General features: G+C 64.1%; 24 protein-coding genes. 15 read left to right on the top strand and 9 right to left on the bottom strand.

Annotated features, from left to right (window positions below; genetic code table 11):
* Nucleotides 1-125: 125 nt before the first annotated feature.
* Nucleotides 126-1,484, bottom strand: a complete 1,359-nt coding sequence (locus K3F49_RS04720; protein ID WP_234679727.1) for a histidine kinase — start codon at nucleotides 1,482-1,484, stop codon at nucleotides 126-128.
* A 208-nt stretch (nucleotides 1,485-1,692) separates the two neighbouring features.
* On the opposite strand from K3F49_RS04720, the gene K3F49_RS04725 reads away from it, so the two are divergent.
* Both K3F49_RS04725 and fghA read left to right on the top strand, forming a co-directional pair.
* Entirely contained in the window at nucleotides 1,693-2,313 is a 621-nt protein-coding gene (locus tag K3F49_RS04725; protein WP_234679728.1) for a response regulator, read from the top strand.
* 72 nt (nucleotides 2,314-2,385) lie between these two features.
* Nucleotides 2,386-3,231 carry an S-formylglutathione hydrolase gene (fghA, locus tag K3F49_RS04730; RefSeq protein ID WP_234679729.1) on the top strand — a complete coding sequence of 282 codons (846 nt, stop codon included), beginning with the start codon at nucleotides 2,386-2,388 and terminating at the stop codon, nucleotides 3,229-3,231.
* Nucleotides 3,232-3,247: 16 nt separating this feature from the next.
* Here the strand turns inward: fghA and K3F49_RS04735 are convergent, their stop codons facing one another.
* Entirely contained in the window at nucleotides 3,248-3,751 is a 504-nt protein-coding gene (locus K3F49_RS04735; RefSeq protein WP_234679730.1) for a DUF3280 domain-containing protein, read from the bottom strand.
* 127 nt (nucleotides 3,752-3,878) lie between these two features.
* Between K3F49_RS04735 and K3F49_RS04740 the strand changes: the two genes are divergently transcribed.
* From K3F49_RS04740 to K3F49_RS04765, 6 genes are all read left to right on the top strand, one after another.
* A complete protein-coding gene (locus tag K3F49_RS04740; protein WP_234679731.1) occupies nucleotides 3,879-5,060 on the top strand; it encodes an ABC transporter substrate-binding protein in 1,182 nt (393 codons plus the stop codon).
* On the top strand, nucleotides 5,045-6,028 hold the full coding sequence (locus tag K3F49_RS04745; protein WP_452100428.1) for a YVTN family beta-propeller repeat protein: 984 nt from the start codon (nucleotides 5,045-5,047) through the stop codon (nucleotides 6,026-6,028). The genes K3F49_RS04740 and K3F49_RS04745 overlap by 16 nt, the downstream gene beginning before the upstream one ends.
* Entirely contained in the window at nucleotides 6,025-6,831 is an 807-nt protein-coding gene (locus K3F49_RS04750; RefSeq protein ID WP_234679733.1) for an ABC transporter ATP-binding protein, read from the top strand. Before K3F49_RS04745 ends, K3F49_RS04750 begins: the two co-directional genes overlap by 4 nt.
* Nucleotides 6,828-7,676: an ABC transporter permease gene (locus tag K3F49_RS04755; RefSeq protein ID WP_234679734.1), complete on the top strand. Its 849-nt coding sequence runs from the start codon at nucleotides 6,828-6,830 to the stop codon at nucleotides 7,674-7,676. The genes K3F49_RS04750 and K3F49_RS04755 overlap by 4 nt, the downstream gene beginning before the upstream one ends.
* A 29-nt stretch (nucleotides 7,677-7,705) precedes the next feature.
* The gene (locus K3F49_RS04760) at nucleotides 7,706-8,299 is read left to right on the top strand and encodes a hypothetical protein (protein WP_234679735.1); all 594 of its coding nucleotides are present in this window, start codon (nucleotides 7,706-7,708) and stop codon (nucleotides 8,297-8,299) included.
* A gap of 137 nt (nucleotides 8,300-8,436) precedes the next feature.
* Nucleotides 8,437-8,736 carry a copper-binding protein gene (locus tag K3F49_RS04765; protein ID WP_234679736.1) on the top strand — a complete coding sequence of 100 codons (300 nt, stop codon included), beginning with the start codon at nucleotides 8,437-8,439 and terminating at the stop codon, nucleotides 8,734-8,736.
* 171 nt (nucleotides 8,737-8,907) lie between these two features.
* Here K3F49_RS04765 and K3F49_RS04770 read toward each other — a convergent pair whose 3' ends face one another.
* Nucleotides 8,908-9,465 carry a PQQ-dependent catabolism-associated CXXCW motif protein gene (locus K3F49_RS04770; RefSeq protein ID WP_234679737.1) on the bottom strand — a complete coding sequence of 186 codons (558 nt, stop codon included), beginning with the start codon at nucleotides 9,463-9,465 and terminating at the stop codon, nucleotides 8,908-8,910.
* On the bottom strand, nucleotides 9,462-10,340 hold the full coding sequence (locus tag K3F49_RS04775) for a substrate-binding domain-containing protein (RefSeq protein ID WP_234679738.1): 879 nt from the start codon (nucleotides 10,338-10,340) through the stop codon (nucleotides 9,462-9,464). The genes K3F49_RS04770 and K3F49_RS04775 overlap by 4 nt, the downstream gene beginning before the upstream one ends.
* 260 nt (nucleotides 10,341-10,600) lie before the next feature.
* On the opposite strand from K3F49_RS04775, the gene K3F49_RS04780 reads away from it, so the two are divergent.
* Both K3F49_RS04780 and K3F49_RS04785 read left to right on the top strand, forming a co-directional pair.
* Nucleotides 10,601-11,392, top strand: a complete 792-nt coding sequence (locus K3F49_RS04780; protein WP_452100720.1) for a quinoprotein relay system zinc metallohydrolase 2 — start codon at nucleotides 10,601-10,603, stop codon at nucleotides 11,390-11,392.
* Nucleotides 11,393-11,440: 48 nt separating this feature from the next.
* A complete protein-coding gene (locus tag K3F49_RS04785) occupies nucleotides 11,441-12,259 on the top strand; it encodes a quinoprotein dehydrogenase-associated SoxYZ-like carrier (protein ID WP_234679740.1) in 819 nt (272 codons plus the stop codon).
* Nucleotides 12,260-12,401: 142 nt separating this feature from the next.
* Here K3F49_RS04785 and K3F49_RS04790 read toward each other — a convergent pair whose 3' ends face one another.
* Nucleotides 12,402-12,761 (bottom strand): hypothetical protein, encoded by a 360-nt coding sequence (locus tag K3F49_RS04790; protein WP_234679741.1) that lies wholly within the window; start codon nucleotides 12,759-12,761, stop codon nucleotides 12,402-12,404.
* Nucleotides 12,762-12,848: 87 nt separating this feature from the next.
* Here K3F49_RS04790 and K3F49_RS04795 point away from each other — a divergent pair, with 87 nt between their 5' ends.
* The 4 genes from K3F49_RS04795 to K3F49_RS04810 are packed head-to-tail and all read left to right on the top strand — an operon-like array spanning nucleotide 12,849 to nucleotide 15,669.
* Nucleotides 12,849-13,829 (top strand): ABC transporter substrate-binding protein, encoded by a 981-nt coding sequence (locus K3F49_RS04795; RefSeq protein WP_234679742.1) that lies wholly within the window; start codon nucleotides 12,849-12,851, stop codon nucleotides 13,827-13,829.
* 1 nt (nucleotide 13,830) lies between these two features.
* Nucleotides 13,831-14,568 (top strand): ABC transporter permease, encoded by a 738-nt coding sequence (locus tag K3F49_RS04800; RefSeq protein ID WP_234679743.1) that lies wholly within the window; start codon nucleotides 13,831-13,833, stop codon nucleotides 14,566-14,568.
* Entirely contained in the window at nucleotides 14,558-15,268 is a 711-nt protein-coding gene (locus K3F49_RS04805) for an ABC transporter ATP-binding protein (protein WP_234679744.1), read from the top strand. Before K3F49_RS04800 ends, K3F49_RS04805 begins: the two co-directional genes overlap by 11 nt.
* Before the next feature lie 47 nt (nucleotides 15,269-15,315).
* The gene (locus tag K3F49_RS04810; RefSeq protein WP_234679745.1) at nucleotides 15,316-15,669 is read left to right on the top strand and encodes a hypothetical protein; all 354 of its coding nucleotides are present in this window, start codon (nucleotides 15,316-15,318) and stop codon (nucleotides 15,667-15,669) included.
* Between the two features lie 131 nt (nucleotides 15,670-15,800).
* Here K3F49_RS04810 and K3F49_RS04815 read toward each other — a convergent pair whose 3' ends face one another.
* The 4 genes from K3F49_RS04815 to K3F49_RS04830 all read right to left on the bottom strand — a co-directional run bounded on the left by K3F49_RS04815 (nucleotide 15,801) and on the right by K3F49_RS04830 (nucleotide 17,688).
* Nucleotides 15,801-16,010, bottom strand: a complete 210-nt coding sequence (locus K3F49_RS04815) for a hypothetical protein (RefSeq protein WP_188104815.1) — start codon at nucleotides 16,008-16,010, stop codon at nucleotides 15,801-15,803.
* A gap of 105 nt (nucleotides 16,011-16,115) precedes the next feature.
* Nucleotides 16,116-17,021 (bottom strand): hypothetical protein, encoded by a 906-nt coding sequence (locus K3F49_RS04820; protein WP_234679746.1) that lies wholly within the window; start codon nucleotides 17,019-17,021, stop codon nucleotides 16,116-16,118.
* 24 nt (nucleotides 17,022-17,045) lie between these two features.
* The gene (gene pqqA / locus K3F49_RS04825) at nucleotides 17,046-17,126 is read right to left on the bottom strand and encodes a pyrroloquinoline quinone precursor peptide PqqA (RefSeq protein ID WP_012029362.1); all 81 of its coding nucleotides are present in this window, start codon (nucleotides 17,124-17,126) and stop codon (nucleotides 17,046-17,048) included.
* 169 nt (nucleotides 17,127-17,295) lie between these two features.
* A complete protein-coding gene (locus K3F49_RS04830; protein WP_234679747.1) occupies nucleotides 17,296-17,688 on the bottom strand; it encodes an EF-hand domain-containing protein in 393 nt (130 codons plus the stop codon).
* 331 nt (nucleotides 17,689-18,019) lie between these two features.
* Between K3F49_RS04830 and K3F49_RS04835 the strand changes: the two genes are divergently transcribed.
* Nucleotides 18,020-19,684 (top strand): methanol/ethanol family PQQ-dependent dehydrogenase, encoded by a 1,665-nt coding sequence (locus K3F49_RS04835; protein WP_234679748.1) that lies wholly within the window; start codon nucleotides 18,020-18,022, stop codon nucleotides 19,682-19,684.
* The last annotated feature ends 4 nt before the right edge of the window (nucleotides 19,685-19,688 follow it).

Here is a 19,688-nt window from a genome sequence, read left to right on the forward strand (position 1 = left end):
ACGAGTGTATTCGGCGGCGGATCATGCACCAGCCACAAAAGGTCTGGCACTCTCCGTACCCGTTTTCCCGACGAAATCGGGAATTTTTCCCGATCGCGAATTTTCTCCGATCGAACCGGGCGCGATCAGGCCGCCGCGGTCGGAACCAGCGCCTCCACGGTGACGCCGCCTTCGCCGGACGCCACGATGAGCGTGCCGCCCAGCGCCAGAATGCGCTCGCGCATGCCGACGAGGCCGAAGCCGAGTTTTTGGTCCGGCTCCATGCCGCGACCGTTATCGCTGACCCGTACACGGGCACAGAAGCGACCGTCGCGGCCCGGCTGCTCCGCCGGCTCGATCACGACATTGATCGCGGTCGCGTCGGCGTGGCGGAACGCGTTGGTGAGCGCCTCCTGCACGACGCGATAGATGGTGAGGTCGGCGGTCTCGCCGGTAACGCCCAGCGCCGGCGAGATCGTGGTCTCGATCGTCACGTCGGGGTGCGATTCCCGCCACAGCCGCGACAGCGATTCCAGCGCCTTGCCGAGGCCAAGCTCGGCAAGGCCGACGGGCCTCAAGCGCTCCAGCACGCGACGGGTGAACTGCTGCAGCGCGTTGATCTGTTCGAGAAGCGCACCGCCGTGTTTTCGCACGGCATCTGCACTCGGCGCACGTCCGTCGGCCAGCTTCGCCAGCGCGCTGGCATGCGCGCGCAGCGAGAACAGATACGGTCCGAATTCGTCGTGCAGCTCGCGCGCGATCTCCTTGCGCTCGACGTCCTGGAGCGACACCGCGCGCTCGGCAAGCCGCCGCTTGTCCTCGACCGCCTCGCCGAGCGTCGCCGCGAGATGATTGAGCTTGGTGCAGATCGCAGCGAGCTCGGGCGCGCCGCCGGGCGCCGCACGCGCGTCATAACGGCCGTCCTCGAGCTCGCCCATCGTCCGTGTCAGCGACTTGAGCGGCGCGAGCGCCCGGCCGACGACATTCATCATCACCAGGAACAGCACCAGAGCGATCACTGACCCGACCTCAAGCTGCGTGACGATGGCGTCCCAGATTTCGGCGATCTCGTCATTGGGATGCGAGGTGATCACCAGCGAGCCGGGCTTGCCATGCACCGAGACCGGCACGCTGACGGCGGTCTGCTCGGGGTGAACCAGGCTGACGAACCAGGCGGGCGGCCCGGGCGTGTCGTCATCGGTATCGGGCCGCGGCGGCGTCAGCGGGTTCCCGCCGGCGTCCCGGAGCGCAATGCTGACATGGCGGAGCCGATTGAGGTCGCGCGCGATCTGGTTCAGCCTCGCATCGGGATCCGGCGCCTCGTTGAGATCGGCAACGATCATCTCGATGAATTCGCGCGCCAGCCGGATCACGCTCTGGTCCTCGGCCTGCACGCGGGGACCGGCCTCCGCGACCTGGCGGGCGATGTTGACGGCGAGCCCGAGCGCAAGCAGCAGCGCCAACAGGAGGTTGATGCGCCCGCGCAAGGATAGATTTTGCCACATTGCTCTCGCCCGCCTCACGAAGGATCGCTCGCACCCGTCCGACAGCGTTGACAGGGACGAAGCGCCCGATATCTAATCGCAAGCGTACAGCAATCCCGGCCGGGTTGCATGACCCGACATGAGACGCGCGTCTCTCCTCGTTCGGCATCATGCAGCGCGAAAACAGGCAAATTCCAACAGGGGGGGCTCGCTGTCGCGGGGAACGCCTATGCGCATTCTGATCGTCGACGATCATCCCATTGTCGCCTCCGGCTGCCGCGCCGTGCTGGCCGACGAAGGCGAGATCGAGATTTTGGAGGCCGCCGACGCCGAGGACGGCGAATGCGTCTTCATCGTCGAACGCCCCGACCTCTGCGTGATCGACATCAACCTGCCAACCGTCTCCGGCTTCGAGCTTGCGCGCCGCATCCTCGAGCGCGCGGCGGATGCCCGCATCATCATGTTCAGCATGAACGACGACCCGGCCTTCGCCGCGCGTGCGATCGAATGCGGTGCCAAGGGCTACGTCTCCAAGACAGGCGACCCCGATGATCTCGTCGAGGCGATCCGCACTGTCGGCGGCGGCGGCACTTATCTTCCCAGCGCGATCGCACGCAGCATAGCCTTCGCAGGCCCCACGCTGGCGCAAAGCCCGCTGTCGAAGCTGAATCCGCGCGAGATGGAGATCTTGCGGCTGCTCAGCGCGGGAAAAAGCCTGTCCGAGATCGCCTGGCTTGTGCAATCGTCCTACAAGACGGTCGCCAACACCTCCTCGATCATGCGCCAGAAACTCGGGGTGAAGACCTCGGTCGAACTGGTGCGGCTGGCGATCGACAGCGGCGTAGCCTGAAAGCGCGCCACAAATTTCGGTCGTACAAGCATTGCAATCTTGATGTGGTGAGATGCCACGGAGCAAAACGGCATGACGATCCAGACTGTCTCGACCAATACCTCCTTTGGCGGCGTGCAAGGCGTGTATCGCCATGCGAGCCAGGTGACCGGCACCGACATGGTGTTCTCGGTCTATGTTCCGCCGCATGCCGAGGGCGCCAGGCTGCCCGTGGTCTGGTATCTCTCCGGCCTCACCTGCACCCATGCCAACGTCACCGAGAAGGGCGAATTCCGCAAAGCATGCGCCGAACTCGGCCTGATCTTCGTCGCCCCCGACACCAGCCCGCGCGGGCCCGACGTACCCGGCGATGCCAACAACGCCTATGATTTCGGCTTAGGGGCCGGTTTCTACGTCGATGCGACCGAAGCGCCGTTCGCGCGCAATTATCGCATGTGGAGCTATGTCACCGACGAGCTGCCCAAACTCGTGGCGGGAAATTTTCCCGTCGACGCCAAGCGGCAATCGGTGATGGGCCATTCCATGGGCGGCCATGGCGCCCTGACCGTGGCGCTGCGCAACCCGCACCGCTATCGTGCGGCGAGCGCCTTTGCCCCGATCGTGGCGCCGTCGCAGGTGCCCTGGGGCATCAAGGCGCTGACCGGATATCTCGGTCCGAACAAGGATGCCTGGCGTAGCCATGACACGGTTGCGCTGATCGAGGACGGCGCGAAATATTCAGGCTTCCTGGTCGACGTCGGCGAGGCCGACAATTTCCTCAAAGAGCAGCTCAAGCCGGAGCTGTTGCAAGCCGCCTGCACCAAGGCCAACATCCCGCTGACGCTGCGGCGTCAGCCGGGCTACGACCACAGCTATTATTTCATCTCGACATTCATGAGCGACCATCTGCACTGGCATGCGGAGCGGCTGAAGGGGTGAGCTTCCTTACACTTCCCTACTCCGGCTTGCCGTAGTTCGGCGCGAGCAGGCGGTTGCGGATCAGGTAGCTCATCGTGCGCGACCAAGATTCGTCGGTGTTGCCGCGCATGTCGGCGCTCGCCGCCGCGATCATGGTGCCGGTCTTCACGTCGCGCAGATAGATGTTCAGATTGATGATCAGGTTCGAGACCTTCTGCACCATGCCGGTGATCTCGAGGTCCGCTCCCAACTGTCCGGCAAGCTTGAGGTCGCAACCGCCGCAGGCCTGCAGATTGGCGTGACGGGCGGCATCCCTCACCGGCGCGATATCGAGCAGCTGGAACCGGCCTGAATCAGCCAGTTCCTTGCGCAGCTGGTCGCTGATATGCGCGAGCCGCGCCTCTTCCGGCCTGGAGCCATAGAACTCGCCGGGCAGACTGGTGTCGATCAACTCGAAATCGAACACGGCGAGCTTTGGCGGATCGGCGAACGCCTGCGATCCCATCAGCAGCAAAGTCGCGAAACATATCATCGCTCGCATGATCGTGATTCCGCCTGTCGTATCGCGACGACCAAATGCGGGGTTGCAAGCCCGGTCAAATCGGTCATGTTTCAAGAGAGACAATTCTTCACCGGCGGTCAAGCCGGGGAGGACGTCAGGAGGAAGCATGATCCGATGGTTGCTCGGCCCGATCGGCCTGTGTCTGGCAGCGGCGCAAGCGCTCGCGACCGACCCGGTCACGATTGGCGTCGGCTATCTCGGCGTCGCCGGCACCCGATCGACGCTGTCGCTGGTCGAGCAGCCCGCGGACAATGACGGCGTTGCCGGCGCGAAGCTCGCGATCGAGGACAACAACACCACCGGAAAATTCCTCAACCAGCGCTTCACGCTGGAAGAGCGTCGTATCAAGGAAGGCGAGGACGTGGTCCAGGCCGCGACCGCGCTCGCCGAGCACAACGGCTTCATCGTCACCGACCTGCCCGCCGATGCGCTGTTGAAGGTTGCCGACGCCTTGCGCGACCGCGGTACGCTGCTGTTCAACGCCGGCGCGATCGACGAGCGGCTGCGCGAAGCCGATTGCCGCGCCAATGTGATCCACAGCGCGCCGACGCGGTCGATGCTGGCAGATGCGCTCGGCCAGTATCTGGTGTGGAAGCGATGGCCGCGCTGGCTGCTGGTGGTCGGCTCGCACGACGAGGACAAGCTCTATGCCGATGCGCTCCGTCGCGCCGCCACGCGGTTCGGCGCCAAGATCGTGCAGGAGCGCACCTTTGAAGACACCGGCGGCGCGCGCCGCACGGACTCCGGCGTGACGCTGATCCAGCGGCAGATGCCGGTGTTCACGCAACAGGCGCCGGCCTACGACGTGCTGGTCGCCGCCGACGAGAGCGAGGTGTTCGCGGCCTATCTGCCCTACCGCACCTGGGATCCCCGCCCCGTCGCGGGCTCGGCCGGCCTGGTCCCGCGCAGCTGGGACGCCGCGCAGGACCAGTGGGGCGCGACGCAGATGCAGAACCGCTTCATGAAGCTGAATTCGCGACGCATGACCGCGCTCGACATGCAGGCCTGGACGGCAGTGCGCATGATTGGCGAGGCTACCTCGCGCACCAATTCCGGCGACGTCAAGAAGGTCTCGGACTTCATCAAGGGCCCCGATTTCTCCGTCGCCGCCTTCAAGGGCACCAAGCTGACGCTGCGCGACTGGAATCTCCAGCTCCGTCAACCGATCCTGCTGGTCGACGGCCGCATGGTTGTGTCCGTCTCGCCGCAGGAAGGATTTCTGCACCAGGTCTCCGAGCTCGACACGCTCGGCTATGATCGTCCGGAGAGCAAATGCAAGCTGAAATGAGGGCACAGATGTTGCGTGTGGGGTTGCTGTCCGGATTGGTGCTGGTCACAGCACCCGCCCATGCCTTCGTAGCCTATGTCTCGAACGAAAAGAGCAACACGGTGTCGGTGATCGACACCGACAGCTGGACCGTGACCAAGACCATCAAGGTCGGCCAGCGCCCGCGCGGCATCGAGTTCACCCGCGATGGAAAATTCGTGATGGTCGCGGTCGGCGACGACGACACCATCCAGGTGATCGATGCCAAGACGCAAGCAATTGTCGACACCCTGCCCTCCGGTCCCGACCCTGAATTGTTCACGCAGGATGCCGCCGGCAAGACCCTTTATGTCGCCAATGAGAACGACAACACGGTGACCGTGATCGATCTGGAGAAGCGCGCACGCCTCGGCGACATCCAGGTCGGGGTCGAACCCGAGGGCATGACCATCAGCCCGGACGGAAAGATCCTGATCAACACGTCCGAGACGACCAACATGGCGCATTTCATCGACACCGCGTCGCGCCAGATCGTCGCCAACGTGCTGGTCGATGCGCGCCCGCGCTTTGCCGAATTCAAGCACGACGCCTCCGAATTGTGGGTGTCCTCCGAGATCGGCGGGACCGTGTCGATCGTCGACCCCGGGAAGCACGAGGTCATCGGCAAGGTCAATTTCGAGATTCCCGGCTTGAGGAAAGAGGCGGTCCAGCCGGTCGGCATCGGCATGACCAAGGACGATAAAACAGCGTTCGTCGCGCTCGGCCCCGCCAATCGCGTTGCCGTGGTCGATGTCGCAACGCGCAAGGTGACGAAATATCTGCTGGTCGGCCAGCGCGTCTGGCACATGGCGTTCACGCCGGACGAAAAATATCTGCTTACCACCAATGGCGTGTCGAACGACGTTTCCGTCATCGACGTTGCCGCGCAAAAGGTGATCAAGACCATTCAGGTGGGCGAATTGCCCTGGGGCATCACGATCGCGCCATGACCAGCCCTGCTCCCATCGCCGAACCTCGCGAGACGCCACGGTCCGATCCCGCCGCGGTGCAGGCGCTGTCGATCGACGGCGTCAGCCATTCTTACGGCCCGCGCCGGGCGCTGATCGATGTCTCCTTCAACGTTCGGCCCGCGAGCTTCACCGCGCTGCTCGGCCTCAACGGCGCGGGCAAGAGCACGCTGTTCTCGCTGATCACGCGACTGTTCGGCATCCAGACCGGCCGCGTCGGCATTTTCGGCCATGATGTCAGCCGAACGCCCGGCGAGGCGCTGCGGCTGCTCGGCGTCGTGTTTCAGCCGCGCACGCTCGATCTCGATCTGTCGTTGACGCAGAACCTGCTCTATCACGCCGCGCTCCACGGCATCAGTCGCCGCGAGGCCGCTGCGCGCAGCGCCGAGCTGCTCGCGCGCATTGGCCTCTCCGACCGCGCCGCCAGCAAGGTGCGCGATCTCTCCGGCGGCCAGATGCGGCGGCTGGAGATCGCCCGTGCGCTGCTGCACCGACCGCGGCTGTTGCTGCTGGACGAGCCGACCGTCGGGCTCGACGTCAAGGCGCGCGCCGATATCATCAGCCATGTTCGCCAGCTCGTGACCGAGCAAGGCATCGGCGTGCTCTGGGCCACGCACCTGTTCGACGAGATCATGGCCGGCGACGACCTCGTGGTGCTGCACCAGGGCAAGGTCCTGGCGCAGGGGCCGATGAGCAGCGTCATCACTGAAGCCGGCGCACAGGACGTCAACACCGCCTTCATGCGACTCACCGGTGCGCAAACCATCCCGGGAGGCGGCGCATGAGCAGCATCACCACGCGCGACGCCCCGCGCGGCTTCTCGGCGTCCGAGTACATGACCTGCCTGACCGGCATCGTCTGGCGCGAGGGCTTGCGCTTCCTGCATCAGCGCGAGCGCTTCGTCTCGGCGCTGGTGCGACCACTGGTCTGGCTGTTCATCTTCGCCGCCGGCTTCCGTCAGGTGCTCGGCATCTCCATCATCCCGCCTTACGAGACCTACATCCTCTACGAGGTCTTCATCGCGCCGGGGCTGATGGCGATGATCCAGCTCTTCAACGGCATGCAATCCTCGCTCTCGATGGTCTATGACCGCGAGATGGGCAATATGCGCACGCTGCTGGTGAGCCCGTTGCCACGCGGCTTCCTGCTGTTCTGCAAGCTTCTTGCAGGCACCGCGGTGTCGCTGCTCCAGGTCTATGCGTTCCTGATCATCGCCTGGTTCTGGGACATCACGCCTCCGCCGATCGGCTATCTCACGGTGCTGCCGGCGCTGATCCTGTCCGGGCTGATGCTCGGCTCGCTCGGCATGCTGATCTCCTCCGGCATCAAGCAGCTCGAGAACTTTGCCGGTGTCATGAACTTCGTGATCTTCCCGATGTTCTTTGCCTCCTCCGCGCTCTACCCGCTCTGGCGGGTGCAGGAGGGCAGTCCTTATCTCTATTATGTCTGCCAGGCCAATCCGTTCACCCATGCGGTCGAGCTGATCCGTTTTGCGCTGTACGGACAGATCAACTGGGTCTCGCTGGCCGTGGTCGGAGCTTGCACAATCGTCTTCATGATCGCCGCGATCTATGCCTATGATCCCTCGCGCGGGCTGGCACGGCGCGGGCCTGCGGGAGGCGAAGGATGATGGTTCGGACACTTGCTCGGACATTTGCCATGGCAGCCCTTGCGTTCGCCGTCTCGACCGCCACCGCACGCGCAGCCGATCCGCGCTATCCCGACTGGCCCTGTTCGCAGGCCAAGGTTCCCGACATCTCGCTCGCCGCAGTTTGGGCCGGTCCCGCGCTCGACGACGCCGCGAGCAAGTGGAAGGACGACAGCAAGGTCAGCGCACTTGTCTCGAAGCTGGCCGCGCGCAAGACGCCGCTGGACGAGGCTGAAAAGTCGGTGAAGGAATTTTTGAGCGGTTCCTCGGCCGACAAGACCACCAATGCAAAGCTGCTGTTCGCCGGCCTGTTCGACACACTGAATGCCCAGCGCGCACAGGTCATGAGCGGGTTAGAGCGCGTCAGCCGCAAGCAGCGCGAGGCGGCCGACAAGATCCGCGAGGAGACCATCCAGCTCCAGGCGCTGCAGGACGCAACACCGCGCGACGACACCAAGGTCGAAGCCATGAGCAACCAGCTGATCTGGGAGACCCGCATCTTCGAGGATCGCCGCAAGGTGGTGCGCTTCGTCTGCGAGGTTCCGACCACGATCGACCAGCGCCTGTTCGCGCTCAGCCGCGTCATCCAGCAGGAAATGGAATAGCGTCAGTCCTTCTGACAGCTTTCATAAAAGTTCCCGCGATATCAACGCGATCATTCATGTTTGCCGCGCTATCTGCCGGAACCAAATCGATCTAGGATGGCTTGTCCTGTGAATCTCCAAATGCCGGGAGGCCCTCGATGGGAACAGCAAAATTCATCCGCGCAGGCGCTGCAGCCATCACCATGCTCGCATCCCCCGCCTTTGCTGACGACATGACCGGGATGGTCACCAGCATCAATCGGCTCAACAACACGATCTCGATCCAGCAGACGCAGAAGGGCACAGTCGGCGGCAGCGCCGGCGGTGCTGGTGCACTCCAGCAGTACAGGGCCAAGGACGCCGCGATGCTGGATGCCGTCCATGCCGGCGATCGCGTGACATACTCCGCGACCGACGCGGATGGCACGGGCACACTGACCAAGCTGCAGAAGCAGTAGGGCTCGATCGCCGCGCTTTGATCCCGTCGACGTCTGCGATGCTGCTTCCACGCCATCATTGCGAGGAGCCCTTGCGACGAAGCAATCCAGAGTCCCTCCGCGGGGAGATTCTGGATTGCTTCGCTGCGCTCGCAATGACGAGAGGAGGCAGCGAGATTCCAATCGAGGCACCTACTGCTCGGGCCGCGGCTCCGGCTGCGCTTCTTCCGTCGGCAACTTCGCGTGCTCCCAGCCGTCGGTGCCCTCGGGATACCAGGCGACGTTGGAATAGCCATAAGCGAGCGCGCGCTTGGCGGCGTTCCAGGACATCCAGCAATCGGCAAGGCAATAAAACACGAGCAGCGCGGCCTTGTCGCCGTGCGACGCTTGCATGAGACCGCGCTGAAGATAATCGTCCATCCCCGATGGCAGCGCGCCGTAGCCGGTGTCCGGCAGCCAGATGCTGCCGGGAATGTCTTTCCGGGGCGCATCTCGCCACACCGTGCCTGCGGGAAGGTTCTTGGGCTTCGGGGCGCGCGGCAGCACGTCGATGAAAGCACCGCTCTTCGCGCGCCAGATCGCCTCGGTCTCCGCGGTCGTCAGCACGCGCGCGCCTTCCAGCGTCGCCGGCACCGGCGCGCGGTAATTATCTGTGCGATAGCCCTCAGGTTCGAATGGCTCCTGCTGCTGCGCCAAAGCCGGCACCGCCAGCACGGCGGCGACGAGCGCAGCGGCAAGAGGCCGCCTCATGGCGCCTTCTTGGCCGTCTCCGCGCCGAGCGGCCGATCGTTTTCATCCAGCAACGGCACACCGAAATCGAGCAGGATCTTGTTGATCTCGCCCTGGTTCTCCTGAATCAGCTTGTTGAGCTGCCGCTTCCAGTTCTGGTCGGCGGCGCGCACGCCCATGCCGATGCGATAGACCAGTTTTGGACCAGTGGCTTCCTTCACCAGCGGCGTCACATGCAGCGAGCCGGCCTTCTTGGCGTAGTATCCCGCCATCGGTCCCCACAGCACACCGGCGTCGATCTTGCCGGCAGCGAGGTCGTCGATCATGGCCTGCGCCGAATTGTCGTAGCGGGTATCGATCATCAGGGGATAAGGCTTTGCATCGCCCATCAGCCCTGCGATTGCCATGTTGGTCGCCGGTGGCGTGCCGGCGACGATGCCGACATGCTTGCCTTTCAACTTCGGGTCTTCGAGCGTGTCGACGTCCTCCAGCCCGCTGCCCGCCTTCGCAACCAGCGCGTACGACGTGCGATAATACGGATTGGTGCCTTGCACGAGGTCGTCGCCTTGCGGGAACCCCATGATGACGTCGCAGCGATGCGCACCCAGCGTCATGCGCACGAAGCCCGTGGCCTGCGGGAAGAAGACGTAGTCGAGCTTCTTCTGCAGCTTGTCCGCGAACAGCTCGGCGAGCTTGTTCTCGATCCCCTCGCCCTTCTCGTTGGAGAACGGCAGATTGCGCGGGTCGGCGCAGACGCGCAGCACCTTCGGGTCGACCAGCTCGAACGAGAGGTCACCATTATCGGTCGTCTGCGCGCCGGCGACGTCGCCGATCGCGCAAGAGGCCGCTACCACACACAGTGAAAACAACCAGCGACGATGCCGTCCCGCCTCCATCCCGCTTCCTCCTCATTTCATTCGAATGCTATCCATGCAACGCAGGACGCACCATGTTTGCCAAACTTTGCGTTGGCTTGTCGTGCTGCGGTGCAATGCCGCAAGCCCTGAACTGAGGCGGAAAAGTGTCGCATCTCACGTCAAAGATTGCAGCCCTGTCCCTGCTGGGGCTCGCGACGCTAGCACGCGCCGGGGCGGCCGAATTGCCTGTGAGCGAAGTCGCACCGGGAATCTTCGTGCACTCCGGGACCATCGCCCTGATGACCCGCGAGAATGAGGGCGACATTGCCAATGTCGGCTTCATCGTCGGCGAGGACGCGGTGGCGGTGATCGATACCGGCGGAAGCGTTCGTGAAGGCGAGGCCCTGCTGGCCGCGGTGCGGGCCCGCACCAGCAAGCCGATCCGCTACGTCATCAACACCCACGGCCATCCCGACCATGTTTTCGGCAATGCGGCCTTTGTCGCGGACGGAACCAGCTTCGTCGGCCACAGCAAGCTGCCCCCGGCGCTGACCACGCGCGGGCCGTATTATCTCGATAATTTTCGGCGCCTCATGGGCGGCGAACTGATCGATCCCGTGAAGATCGTGCCACCCACTGTGCTGGTTAAGGACACGATGACGCTCGATCTCGGATCTCGCCGGCTGACCTTGCGGGCATGGCCGGCCGCGCACAGCGACAATGATCTGACGGTGTTCGACGAGACGACCAAGACGCTGTTCGCAGGCGATCTGGTCTTTCTCCGCCACATTCCGGTGGTGGATGGCAGCGTCCGCGGCTGGCCCGCATTGCTGAAGGAGCTGGAGGTCGTTCCGGCGGTTCGCGTCGTTCCCGGTCACGGCCCTGTGAGCAACTGGCCTGCCGCGATCGCCGACGAACGGCGTTATCTCTCCACGCTGCTGTCGGACGTCCGTGCCTCGAACAAGAAGGGCGAGCCGATCCGTACCGCGGCCGAGAAAGCAGCCGCCACCGAGCGGCCGCATTGGGAACTGTTCGACGACTACAATGCGCGCAACGCAACCGCAGCATTTTCGGAAATTGAATGGGAGTAGCGGACGCGCTACGTTAAGTCATTGCTTCGCCCGTGCGAGACCACGACCATGATGGGATGCACACGCCGCCTGCCCCTGATCGCCGCGCTGCTCGGCATCGCTTTCGCGCTGCCGGCGAGCGCCGAAGAGGCCTACGATCCCTGGCCTGGCCTGGTGCAGGATATCTTCAACAACCGTCCGATGAACGACGGCAACGACGTCATCGCCATCGACATGCCCTATCGCGCCGAGGACGCGGCTATCGTGCCGGTGACCCTGCGCAGCAAGCTGTCGCCGGCAGATAGCAGGCGCATCCGCTCAATCACGCTGGTGATCGACCGCAACCCGGCGCCGATGGCGGCGAGGTTCGAGCTCGGTGCGGATGCCAATGTCAGCGAGATCTCCACGCGCGTGCGTGTCAATAATTACACCGACGTTCATGCGGTGGCGGAGCTCAGCGACGGCCAGCTCTACGTCTCCAAGACCTATGTGAAGGCGTCAGGCGGCTGCTCGGCCCCGGCGGGGAAGAATGCGGAAGAGGCCCAGAACCACCTCGGCCAGATGCGCTACCGGCAATTCGCGCGCGAGGAGGCCCCGGCGAGCCGCATCCGCGAGGCCCAGATCATGATCGGCCATCCCAACAACTCCGGCCTGCAGATGGATCAGGTCACGCAGCTCTATATTCCCGCCTTCTTCGTCAACCAGCTGAAGCTGACGCAGGACGACAGCCCCGTGCTGTCGATGGAAGGCGGCATCTCGATCTCGGAAGATCCCAACCTGCGCTTCACCTATGTCTCCAACGGTGCGAAGCGATTTCGCGCGGAAGCCAAGGACACGGACGGACATGTGTTCCGGAACGAGTGGGACGTGGAGAAGCCGGGGACTTAAATCGCTCTGCCGTCATGGCCGGGCTTGTCCCGGCCATCCACGAACTTCTTGGCTGCCTCCAAGAACGTGGATGCCCGGGACACCTAGCGCGAAGACGCGCTTCTGCCCGGGCATGACGAATACTGTTGACGCGTTGCAAGCGTCAGAAACACCTCACCTCGGCCTCGGCCTGTGCCCGCCGCAAATCATTCACGGCTGAATTCGCCTGCTCTGATGTCCGGAACTGGGTGCCGAGATTGCCGCGGACCTGGGACATGCTCAGTGCGGTCTCGGCGGTGACATAGCGCTCGTAGTTGACAATCGAGGCGACGACGTCGATCGAGCAGGAACATTGCTCGATCGCCTGCCGCGTCTCGCCATTGGCCTTCATGCAGCCATAGACATATTCCGCGCGCGCCGACGTCGGATAATCATTGGCCTCCTCGGCCCGCACCGCGTAAGCCGTCGCCGCGAGCACGACCACAGCGGCGACAATCGGTCGTACCTGTCCCGCAAAACTCATGAGCGTCCTCCCGCTGGTTGCGATGGAAGCTATGCTATGCCTATTGTCCTGAAAAGCACTCTATCCGAGGAAACGGCTCACAAGGTGATGAGAGTTTTGGCACGAACATTGGCGCTCGCGATGATGCTGGCGCTGACGCTGGGCACGCCGGGTCATGCCGCCGACACCATCCGCCTGGCGGTGCAGAAGACCGGAACGTTCTCCTGGGAACTGGCAACCATTCGCGACGCCGGGCTCGACAAGGAGGCCAATCTGGCGCTGGAAGTCACCGAGCTTGCGAGCCCCGAGGCCGGCAAGATCGCGCTGCGGGCCGGCAATGCCGACATCATGCTCTCGGACTGGCTGTGGGTGTCGCGCGAGCGCGCGCTCGGCGCCAAGCTCACCTTCTATCCCTATTCCAGCGCCCTCGGCGCGGTGATGGTGCCCGCGGCCTCGCCGATCAAGACGCTCGCCGATCTGAAGGGCCGCAAGCTCGCCGTCGGCGGCGGTCCCATCGACAAGAGCTGGCTGCTGCTGCAGGCGCGGATGAAGCAGGACGGTATCGACCTGAAGTCGGCTGCGACGATCGTCTATGGCGCGCCGCCTCTGATCGCCGCCAAGACGCTCGACGGCGAGATGGATGCGAGCCTCAATTTCTGGAATTTCTGCGCCCAGCTCGAGGCCAAAGGCTTTCGACGCCTCGCCGGCATCGAGGAGATTTTGCCGAAACTCGGCGCCAAGGGCGCGGTGTCCGCCGTCGGCTACGTCTTCGACGAGAGCTGGGCCGCGAGCCATCGTGACGCCGTGGCGCGTTTCATCGCCATGACCCGCAAGGCCAAGCAGCTGCTGGTCACGTCGGATGCAGCCTGGGACAAGATCGCCCCGCTCACCGGCGCGAGCGATCCGGCCATGCTCAAGACGTACCGCGACCGCTATCGTGACGGCATTCCGCGCCGGAACATCAACGATGAGGAAGCGGATGCGCGCGTGCTCTATCGCGTGCTGGCCGAGATCGGCGGCCGCGACCTGGTCGGTCCGGCGGCCGAGCTCGATCCCGGCACGTTCTATCACGCCGTCCCCGGAGACTGAGGTGCTGCGCCTTCTCTCGTTCGTCCTGTTTCTCGCGATCTGGTGGACCGCCGCGCTGTTCGTCGGAGGCGCAAAGCTGCCCTCTCCGCCCGCCGTGCTCGACGTCATTATCGCGGAGGCGTCAAGCGGCGCACTGTTCCTGCATCTTGGTGCGACGCTCGCACGCGTCGCGCTGGCTTTCGTACTGGCGATGTCGCTCGGCAGCGCCATCGGCTATCTGATGGGCCGGGTCAAGCTCGCCGACCGGCTCGGCGATCCCTGGCTGATCCTGCTGTTGAACCTGCCGGCGTTGGTGGTGATCGTGCTGGCCTACATCTGGGCCGGGCTCACCGAGGCGGCTGCGATCGCCGCCATCGCCATCAACAAGCTGCCGACCGCAGTCGTCACCTTGCGCGAGGGCACGCGCGCGCTCGACCGTTCGCTGGACGAGATGGCGATGGTGTTCGCGATGCCGCGCTGGCGCGCCTTCCGCCATGTCGTGCTGCCGCAGCTCGCGCCTTATATCGCGGCCTCCGCCCGCTCCGGCCTGTCGCTGGTGTGGAAGATCGTGCTGGTCGCCGAGCTGCTGGGACGGCCGAATGGCGTCGGCTTCGAGATCGGCGTTGCCTTCCAGCTGTTCGATACGCCGCGGCTGCTCGCCTATTCCCTGACATTTGCCGCGGTCGTGCTTGTCATAGAGACGGCACTGGTGCAGCCGTTCGAGGCCCGCGCAACGCGGTGGCGGCCCCGTGCGGCTTGAGGTCGGGATCACAGGCAAGACGTTCAAAAGTGCCGCGGGCGGAACGCACGAGGTCCTGGCGCCCATGAAATTCTCGCTGCAGTCCGGCGAGGTCGGCGTGCTGATCGGCCCGTCCGGCTGCGGCAAGAGCACGATGCTGCGCATCATCCTCGGGCTCGACCGCGATTTCGAGGGCCATGTCGCGCGGCCTCCGGAGGCGCGGATCGGCATGGTGTTCCAGGAGCCGCGGCTGTTGCCGTGGCGCTCGGTCGAGCAGAACGTGCGGTTGGCAGCGCCTGACGTGACCGACGCCAAACTGTCGGAGCTGTTCAAAATCCTGGAGTTGGAGGCGCACCGCAGCCACTTCCCCGGCGAACTGTCGCTGGGCCTCGCCCGGCGCGTCGCGCTCGCCCGCGCCTTCGCAGTCGAGCCCGACCTGCTCGTGCTCGACGAGCCCCTCGCTTCGCTCGACGACGCGCTCGCCGGCCGCCTGCGCGACGAGATTGCCACGCTGGTGGCGAGCCGCTCCGTGATGACGCTGCTCGTCACCCACAGCCTCGACGACGCCATCCGTCTCGGCGACCGCCTGTTCTTCCTGTCGCCGCGCCCGGCGCACATCGTGCAGGCAGTGCCGATCTCGATTCCGCGCGCCGAGCGCAATGAGGCTGAGCTTGCCAGGATCAGGGCGGAGCTCGCAGCCTTGCAGCTTGAATCGAAATGAGAACTCGTGATCAACTGTATCAAACGAGACTGTCGAGGGAGGTCACCATGCGCCGTCAGCTGATTGCGATCGGCATCCTGCTGGTTGCAATGCCGGGCGCCACGCTCGCGCAGACCAAGGGCAAGGGAATCCGGCTCTGGAATTTGACGAGCGAGACGATCTCCGGCTTCCAGCTGGCGCCCGTTGGCAAGACCGACTGGGGCCCGAACCAATGCCTGAATGACAAGGACAAGGAGGTCGACCACGACGAGCGGCTGCGCATCACCGGCGTCGAGCCCGGCCGCTACGACGCCAAGGTCAGCTATCCCAATTCAAGGCAGTGCGTCGTCCGCGACATCGAGATCAAGGCCGACGCGGTGTTCTCGATCGCCGACAAGGATTTAAAGGACTGCACCAAGTAGCTCTCCTGCCCTCATCCTGAGGAGCCTGCGAAGCGGGCGTCTCGAAGGATGGCGACTGGGCGGGAGGTGGGCCTTCATGGTTCGAGACGCGCGTTCCGCGCTCCTCACCATGAGGAGCCAATGCCAGCGCGTCATGCCTTGTCGTTCGGGTGCGGATACTCGCAGCGCCAACGCACGGCCTGCCACTTCGGATGCTCGCCGACCCATTGCGCAATGTAGGGCGGCGCGGCCATGGAGCATTGCGCCGGCGAGCCGCCAAAATTGAACACGAGATGCTGCTCCTCGCAGGTCGCAGGCGAGAGCACCGCACATACAGTCACCACCAGGTCGATCGGATTCATGCCGGGATCCTCGCGCGGAAGCGATTAAGTCTAGCACAACGGGATACGTCCGGAGGAGCCGGAAGTTTCAATCCGGCGTGAGAAGCAGGAGGGGAACCCGCTCTGCTAGAAGTTGATCCCGAACACCAGCCGCGCCTGATGCCGCTCGAAATTGACGAGATCGAGATTGGCGCCCGATCCGGCCGGCCGGCCCCAGGCCTGCATGCTCCAGCTCAAAGTGAGCCGCGATTGCTCGGAGAGCTGGAAATAGGCGGTCGGTCCGACGAACAGGGCCTGGCCCGAGAACTCGCCGAGACCGATGCCTTCATACTGGCGGAAGTAGCGCATCTCTCCGCCGAGCAGCACGTTCGGGCTGACGCGCACCATGCCGGCGAAGGCGGCGCCGACGGTGGAGCTCTTCTCGGACAGCCCGCTCACCTCGAAGCGCGCCCATTCCGGCTGGTAGATCAAATTGATCGCGCCGATCGCAAAGTTCGGGATCAGTTCGCGATCGAAGGCGAGCGTGAAGTCAGTGCCGTACATCCGTCCCTTGGCGCCGCTGACCTCGTCGATGCGATCGCCATGGGCCTCGGCGGCGATCGTCATTCCGAACGGGGCGCTCTCGCGGTCGAGCAGGCGATAACGCAGGTCGAGCGAAAGGCCCTGGAAATTGAACTGGCGGCGGTCGCCGATATCAGGGACGCCGGTGATGTCGTGCAGCGTCGCGGTGCTGCCGACCTCGATGCGAAAATTCGGCAACGGCACGATTTCGATCTCGACCTCCTGGCCGAGGGCGCGATAGGTGCCGCCGCCCTTGCCGAAGCGTCCTGTCGTCTGGGTCTGGAATTCGCGCTCGCCGGGATTACCGACATCGCTGCCGATCATGAAGCCGAAGATATGCTCGGTGTCGAAGCCCTCTTCGGCCCTGGCGCACATTGGCACGAGCGTAAGTGTGCACGCGATCGCCGTCCAGATTGTGTGAGCTCCAATGCGCATTACGAACACTACCACGGCTTCGACGGTATTCGCCATCGAAGCCGCGGCAGGTCGTCAGTCTTACTTGCGCGCAGCGCAGGCGTACATGTTGATTTCCATGCCGACCGGCACTTCCACGATCTTCGGAGCTTTCCAGGCCATTCGGGTCTCCCCAAGGATTGAGCGCGACATCGCGCCGGGCAAAACCTAGGGCTGCCTCATGCGCCGCGCAAGCCTGGAATCGGACCACGAACACAGCGAACTGTCGCTCACACGCATGCAGTTCACTCTCGGGCAAACCGCCTTCGCTCCCAGTCAAGCGCGGCTGCTCTCAACGCAACAGCCGCAGCAATGCGCGACCCGCGCGCGCGTTCAGCTCCTTCGCATCCAGCGTTCCATCCTTGTCGGGATTCGCCGCGTTGAAGCGCTGCTCCACCACCGCAAGATATTCGTCGAGCGTCAGCGTCCCGTCGTGATCAGGATCGGCGGCTGCGAGTTCTTTCGCCGTTAACCGTCCGCGCAATTCACGCACGTCGAGTGTCCCGTCATGATCCGGGTCAAGCTTGGCGAACAGCGCGGCGGCCGCCTTCTTCACCTCGGCCAGATCGAGCGTGCCGTCATTGTCGGTGTCGAACATTTTGACCGCGCCGCCGGATGCCGACCAGGCCGGACCGGAGAGCACGGCGAACGTGAGCGCAAGCGCAATCGAGCGACGCGATATCATTTTGACCTCCCGACCGTGAGCCCCGATTCGCAGGGGCATAGCGACAACATAAGTCCGCAAGCCGACCTCGGTTCAAGCCGAATTGCGATGCTTCGCCCCGACGAACCGGCTCGCGCCAAAATTTCGCGCCGCGCCAATCTTCGCGCCGTGGAAATTGGTGCAGCGCATTCGCGCAAGACGAACAAAATTTCTCGAAGATTGCCGCATCAAGCCTGGCATCTGGCGTCCAAACTATCGGCAAGCCGCGTTCGACTTTCGTATTGACGGGTTTTGCATTCGAGCCGAGTGTTGCTCCCGCAGCGCCAAAAGGCGCGCATATTGGGAGGAACGGATGAAACGCTTTGCGATGGCCGCGAGCCTCGTCATATCCGCATGCTCGGTTGCGAGCGCACAGACGACCGATCAACTGGTCAAAGGCGCAACCGATACGTCGAACGTTCTCAATTACGGGATGGGCTACAATCTCCAGCGCTTCTCGACGCTGAACCAGGTCAACAAGGACAACGTCAAGAACCTCGTCCCGGTCTGGAACTACTCCTTCAACGACGATCGCAGCGAGGAATCGCAGCCGCTGGTGTACCAGGGCGTGATCTACGTGACCTCTCACAATGCGACCATGGCGGTCGACGCCAAGACCGGCAAGCAGATCTGGAAATCCAAGATCGAATATCCGGCCGAGACACCGCGCATCGTCTGCTGCGGCATCATCAACCGCGGCGCCGCTCTCTTTGACGGCAAACTGTTCCGCACCACGCTCGACGCCAACGTGATCGCGATCGACGCCAAGGACGGCAAGGAGCTGTGGCGGCAGAAGGCGGCCGACATCAAGGAAGGCTATTCGATGACGGTGGCGCCGCTGGTCGCTGACGGCGTCGTCATCACCGGCATCTCCGGCGCCGAATTCGGCACCCGCGGTTTCATCGACGGCTGGGATCCGGCAACGGGCAAGCATCTCTGGCGCACCCATTCGGTCCCCTCGCCGGACGAGCCCGGCGGCGACACCTGGAAGGGCGACACCTGGAAGCTCGGCGGCGGCTCGACCTGGATCACGGGCTCCTATGATCCCGAGCTGAACACGGTCTATTGGGGCATCGGCAATCCCGGCCCGTTCAACGCGGCCGTTCGCCCCGGCGACAATCTCTACACCTGTTCCGTGCTGGCGATGGATCCCAAGACCGGCAAGATCAAGTGGCACTACCAGTTCTCGCCGAACAATCCGTTCGACTATGACTCGGTGGCCGAGATGGTCCTCGCCGATATGAACGTCGAGGGCAAGCCGACCAAGGTGCTGATGGATGCCAACCGCAACGGCTTCTTCTACGTGCTCGACCGCACCAACGGAAAGTTGCTCGCGGCCAATCCTTACGTGAAAGTGAATTGGGCCACCGGCGTCGACCTGAAGACCGGCCGTCCGATCGAGACCGACGTCGTCAAGGATGCGCGCGAGGGCAAGAAGGTCACCGTCTATCCGTCGATCCTCGGCGGCAAGAACTGGGAGCCGATGTCGTTCAACCCGCAGACCGGCCTCGCCTACGCCAACACGCTCGCCTTCGGCGGCAGATACAAGTCGGAGCCGGCCACCTTCAAGCAGGGTGAATGGTATCTCGGCATGGACCTGACCGATCCCTGGGAATGGGGTGACGGCGCGCGCGGCCATCTGAAGGCGATCGATCCGATGACCGGCAAGGCGAAGTGGGAGGCGGCAAGCGACATCCCGCGCTTCTCCGGCGTGTTGTCGACCGCGGGCGGCGTGGTGTTCACGGGGGCGCTGACCGGCGAGTTCGAGGCCTTCGACGCCGACACCGGCAAGAAGCTCTGGCAGTTCCAGACCGGCTCCGGCATCGAGGGGCAGCCGGTGACCTGGCAGCAGGACGGCGTGCAGTACATCGCCGTCACGAGCGGCTATGGCGGCGTCTACTCGCTGTTCTCCGGCGACGAGCGACTGGCCAAGGTCCCGCCGGGCGGCTCGCTCTGGGTCTTTGCGGTGAAGCAGTAACGGC

It is taken from the genome of Bradyrhizobium monzae (assembly GCF_021458635.1).
Lineage (GTDB): Bacteria > Pseudomonadota > Alphaproteobacteria > Rhizobiales > Xanthobacteraceae > Bradyrhizobium.

Coding starts and splice junctions, on each gene's coding strand:
- K3F49_RS04720 (WP_234679727.1), bottom strand. CDS start 1,484: ATGTGGCAAAATCTATCCTTGCGCGGGCGCATCAACCTCCTGTTGGCG.
- K3F49_RS04725 (WP_234679728.1), top strand. CDS start 1,693: ATGCGCATTCTGATCGTCGACGATCATCCCATTGTCGCCTCCGGCTGC.
- fghA (WP_234679729.1), top strand. CDS start 2,386: ATGACGATCCAGACTGTCTCGACCAATACCTCCTTTGGCGGCGTGCAA.
- K3F49_RS04735 (WP_234679730.1), bottom strand. CDS start 3,751: ATGCGAGCGATGATATGTTTCGCGACTTTGCTGCTGATGGGATCGCAG.
- K3F49_RS04740 (WP_234679731.1), top strand. CDS start 3,879: ATGATCCGATGGTTGCTCGGCCCGATCGGCCTGTGTCTGGCAGCGGCG.
- K3F49_RS04745 (WP_452100428.1), top strand. CDS start 5,045: ATGCAAGCTGAAATGAGGGCACAGATGTTGCGTGTGGGGTTGCTGTCC.
- K3F49_RS04750 (WP_234679733.1), top strand. CDS start 6,025: ATGACCAGCCCTGCTCCCATCGCCGAACCTCGCGAGACGCCACGGTCC.
- K3F49_RS04755 (WP_234679734.1), top strand. CDS start 6,828: ATGAGCAGCATCACCACGCGCGACGCCCCGCGCGGCTTCTCGGCGTCC.
- K3F49_RS04760 (WP_234679735.1), top strand. CDS start 7,706: ATGGCAGCCCTTGCGTTCGCCGTCTCGACCGCCACCGCACGCGCAGCC.
- K3F49_RS04765 (WP_234679736.1), top strand. CDS start 8,437: ATGGGAACAGCAAAATTCATCCGCGCAGGCGCTGCAGCCATCACCATG.
- K3F49_RS04770 (WP_234679737.1), bottom strand. CDS start 9,465: ATGAGGCGGCCTCTTGCCGCTGCGCTCGTCGCCGCCGTGCTGGCGGTG.
- K3F49_RS04775 (WP_234679738.1), bottom strand. CDS start 10,340: ATGGAGGCGGGACGGCATCGTCGCTGGTTGTTTTCACTGTGTGTGGTA.
- K3F49_RS04780 (WP_452100720.1), top strand. CDS start 10,601: ATGACCCGCGAGAATGAGGGCGACATTGCCAATGTCGGCTTCATCGTC.
- K3F49_RS04785 (WP_234679740.1), top strand. CDS start 11,441: ATGATGGGATGCACACGCCGCCTGCCCCTGATCGCCGCGCTGCTCGGC.
- K3F49_RS04790 (WP_234679741.1), bottom strand. CDS start 12,761: ATGAGTTTTGCGGGACAGGTACGACCGATTGTCGCCGCTGTGGTCGTG.
- K3F49_RS04795 (WP_234679742.1), top strand. CDS start 12,849: ATGAGAGTTTTGGCACGAACATTGGCGCTCGCGATGATGCTGGCGCTG.
- K3F49_RS04810 (WP_234679745.1), top strand. CDS start 15,316: ATGCGCCGTCAGCTGATTGCGATCGGCATCCTGCTGGTTGCAATGCCG.
- K3F49_RS04815 (WP_188104815.1), bottom strand. CDS start 16,010: ATGAATCCGATCGACCTGGTGGTGACTGTATGTGCGGTGCTCTCGCCT.
- K3F49_RS04820 (WP_234679746.1), bottom strand. CDS start 17,021: ATGGCGAATACCGTCGAAGCCGTGGTAGTGTTCGTAATGCGCATTGGA.
- pqqA (WP_012029362.1), bottom strand. CDS start 17,126: ATGGCCTGGAAAGCTCCGAAGATCGTGGAAGTGCCGGTCGGCATGGAA.
- K3F49_RS04830 (WP_234679747.1), bottom strand. CDS start 17,688: ATGATATCGCGTCGCTCGATTGCGCTTGCGCTCACGTTCGCCGTGCTC.
- K3F49_RS04835 (WP_234679748.1), top strand. CDS start 18,020: ATGAAACGCTTTGCGATGGCCGCGAGCCTCGTCATATCCGCATGCTCG.